Origin of the sequence: Micromonospora echinofusca, assembly GCF_017614955.1 — a bacterium.
GTDB lineage: Bacteria > Actinomycetota > Actinomycetes > Mycobacteriales > Micromonosporaceae > Micromonospora > Micromonospora echinofusca_A.
On the sequence record NZ_WVUH01000533.1, the window covers coordinates 1 to 3,201 of the forward strand.

General features: G+C 70.8%; 4 protein-coding genes. 3 read left to right on the forward strand and 1 reads right to left on the reverse strand.

The genetic code is table 11. The features are described 5' to 3' along the window. The 3 genes from GSF22_RS32250 to GSF22_RS32260 all read left to right on the forward strand — a co-directional run. Positions 1 to 389 (forward strand): DoxX family protein (locus GSF22_RS32250; RefSeq protein ID WP_244454539.1); only part of this gene is annotated, 389 nt, incomplete at its 5' end. A 182-nt stretch (positions 390 to 571) separates the two neighbouring features. Further along, complete coding sequence (locus GSF22_RS32255) at positions 572 to 1,270, forward strand: hypothetical protein (protein ID WP_208817692.1); 699 nt, start codon at positions 572 to 574, stop codon at positions 1,268 to 1,270. A 226-nt stretch (positions 1,271 to 1,496) separates the two neighbouring features. Then, entirely contained in the window at positions 1,497 to 2,246 is a 750-nt protein-coding gene (locus GSF22_RS32260; protein ID WP_208817693.1) for a C39 family peptidase, read from the forward strand. A 98-nt stretch (positions 2,247 to 2,344) separates the two neighbouring features. On the opposite strand, the gene GSF22_RS32265 is transcribed toward GSF22_RS32260, so the two are convergent. Then, the gene (locus GSF22_RS32265; RefSeq protein ID WP_208817694.1) at positions 2,345 to 3,184 is read right to left on the reverse strand and encodes a patatin-like phospholipase family protein; all 840 of its coding nucleotides are present in this window, start codon (positions 3,182 to 3,184) and stop codon (positions 2,345 to 2,347) included. Positions 3,185 to 3,201: the final 17 nt, after the last annotated feature.

The window sequence follows — 3,201 nt, forward strand, 5'->3', positions numbered from 1 at the left end:
GCGTGACGCAGACCACGCTCTGGGTCGCGCAGATCCTGATCGGGGTCTTCTTCATCGTCGCCGCCGCCGCACCCAAACTGCTCGGCGAGCGGTACGTGGTGGAGATGTTCGACCAGATCGGGGGTGGCACCTGGCTGCGCCTGCTCACCGGGGCGCTGGAACTCGCCGGTGGCGTCGGCCTGCTGATCCCCCGACTGTGCGGGCTGGCCGCACTGGGACTGGTCGGCGTGATGGCCGGTGCGTCGTACACCACGGTCTTCGTCCTGGACACCCCGGCGAGGGTGGTCCTCCCGGCGGTGCTCGGCGTCGTTCTCGCCCTGATCGCCTGGGGGCGCTGGCCGGAGACCCGGGCACTGTTCACCGGACGACGCCGGCCGGGAATCCGCTGACCCCGGGGTTATCCGCCCGGAATCCGCTTCCCGCGTGCGGTGTCCGGTGACCCGTGCCTCAGCGTGGGCCACCGGGGACGGTTCTGGAATGCCCACCGGACCGAGCTGGTTGATTTCCCTCGTACGCCGGCGTAAACGTCGCCGGAGCAGCGGAAATCCCCTCGATCGAAAGGGCAACCATCGTGAGGTACACCTTCACTCGATGGCTCCCGGCCATCGCGCAGAATTCCAGCCGCAAGACCGTACTGACCGTCGCCGGCATCGCCGCCCTCGGCGGCCTGGCCCTCGGCCCGGCCGCAGTGGCGTCACCCCTGACCGGCGAGCCGAACCCGGACGCGGTGTCGGCGATCAACACCGCCACTGGGCGGACCACGGCCGGCGCTCCGGCGAACCCGGACACCGCCGCCAGGCAGGCCGAGCGCTCGACCACCCGGCCGGGTATCGAGAAGCTGATCCCGTACGGCGTGCAGGGGGCGCAGTCGAGTATCGCGCTCGACGACGACCAGCGGGCCAACGCCAAGGCGATCATCGACACCGCCAAGCGGACCGGTGTGGGTGAGCGGGGCGCCGTGATCGGCGTGGCGACCGCGTTGCAGGAGTCGAAGCTGTACAACCTCGGCCACCTCGGCGCGATCAACGACCACGACTCGCAGGGCCTGTTCCAGCAGCGCCCGTCGTCGGGCTGGGGCACGCCCGAGCAGATCACCGATCCGGAGTACGCCTCGACGGCGTTCTTCAACGGGCTCAAGAACGTACCGGGCTGGCGGCAACTGCCGCTGACCGTGGCCGCGCAGACCGTTCAGGTCTCGGCCTACCCGTTCGCGTACGCGCAGTGGGAGCAGCAGGCCGCCGAGATCGTGCAGGAACTCTGGCACAGCTGACCCCGCGCGGCGGGTGCCCGGGTCCGTTGCCCGTGCCTGGCGAAGTCTGCCCGTACCTGGCGAAGTTGCCCGTGCGTGGCGGCGTGTGCCCGTGCCTGACGTGTGTTCGGGAAGGGCCCCTTCTGGTGGATCCGTACCGTAAGGGGCCCTTCCCGCACATCCCTGTCCGTGTGCCGCCCAGGAGGCGGCGGAGTGCAGTCCTGGGAGGGTGACCGAAGTGAGCACGATGTTCGACCGGTGGCTGCCGGCGCTTACCCGGATTCCGGCCCTGCGTAACAGTGCACTCGGTGTGGTCGGTCTGGCGTTCGTCGGTACCACCGTCGCCGGCCCGACCGCCACTGTCCAGGCCGTGCCGGCCGGTGGCAAGGGTGTGCTGTACCAGTCGTCCGAGCGGGGTGCGCCCGGCAACCGTGGTACGGACCGGGACACCGACCGTCGGGACGACGACGGTCCGGATGGTGACCGTCGGTCCCACCGGGTGCTGGGCGTGGAGTACCAGGCGCAGCCCAACTACTACTACTGTGGCCCGGCCGCGACGCGGATCGCGTTGTCAGCCGTCGGCCGGACCCCGTCCCAGGACGAGCTGGCCGGACGACTCGGCACCACGGAAGCCGGTACCAGCTCGGCCCTGGACATCACCCGGGTGCTGAACGAACAGCTCGGCGGGCAGGTGTACCGGACCGCCGAGATCCGGGAATCGGTGGCCCGACCGGGACAGGTCGACCGGTTGGTCTCGGACGTGCGCCGGGCGGTGGACGACGGCCGTGCTGTCGTGGCCAACATCAAGGGCACGGCGGTGGACGTCGACGGTGGGACGCACTCGTTCGAGGGTGGGCACTACCTGACCGTGACGGGCTACCGCGACGGGGGCAGGGTGCTGCGGATCGCCGATCCGGCAGACCCGCAGCGGGGCGAGTACTGGATGACCGCCCCCGATCTGGCCGACTGGATCGCGGAACGCGGCTACTCCGCCTGACCCCTGACGTCTCGGCCTGTCGATCATGGACTTGTGGTGCCCCTCTGGGGAGCATGAGCCCCATTTGTCACCCACCACAAGTCCATGATCGGCGCCGGTCAGGTCCAGAGCGGGCGTACCAGGTCCGCGACCGTGACGGCCTGGAGCCGTCCGGCGCGAGCAGCCGGGCCACGGCGCGCCGGATCGAGTACGTTGCGTCCGATCGCCTGCCGGGCAGCCCGGTCCGGCGACACGACCAGCACCTGCGCCCCGTCCCGCCGCAACTGGCGTACCTGGGCGCCGACACCCGTGACATGACCGGCGGCGAGCAGTAGCGGGGCGAGCACGACCACCCGCTTGTGACCGCCAGCCAGGTCGGCATTGGTCATCGACCGGACACCACCGTCCATCCAACGCCGCCCCTGCACCGTGACCGGCGGCCAGACGCCGGGTACGGCACAACTGGCCGCCACCGCGTCGATCAGTGGCACCCCGCTGTCCCGGTCCCAGGCGGCCACATCCCCGGAGTCCGTGTCGACTGCGGTGACCAGCAACCGACGACCGGCCGGCCATTCGGACACTCCGAGACGTGCGGCGATGACCGCCCGCCGTTCGGCTTCCGGCATGGTCGACGCGGAACGGGCCATCCGGCCGATGATGGCCCGGTACCGGCGCGGATCGCGGGTGCGGACCATCGCCAGGGCGTGCCGTAGCAGTGCGCCGTAGCCCAGTCGGGCAGTCGACTCGCTGGCCGTGCCGCGCAACTCGTCCTGATAGCTGCTGTCCAGGTCGACGCCGCAGGCCAGTCGGGCACCCACCACCGAACCGGCTGACGTGCCGACGACCAGGTCGGCCCGGGTCAGGTCGACGCCGGCCTCGCGTAGCCCACTGAGGATCCCGGCCATCCAGGCAACGCCGGTCACCCCGCCGCCCCCACAGACCAGTGCCCGTCCCGCCATCCGGTGATGGTTGTCGC

What these genes read in the sequence shown, in the direction of transcription:
- GSF22_RS32260 (WP_208817693.1), top strand. Translation starts at nt 1,497, where the DNA reads ATGTTCGACCGGTGGCTGCCGGCGCTTACCCGGATTCCGGCCCTGCGT.
- GSF22_RS32265 (WP_208817694.1), bottom strand. Translation starts at nt 3,184, where the DNA reads ATGGCGGGACGGGCACTGGTCTGTGGGGGCGGCGGGGTGACCGGCGTT.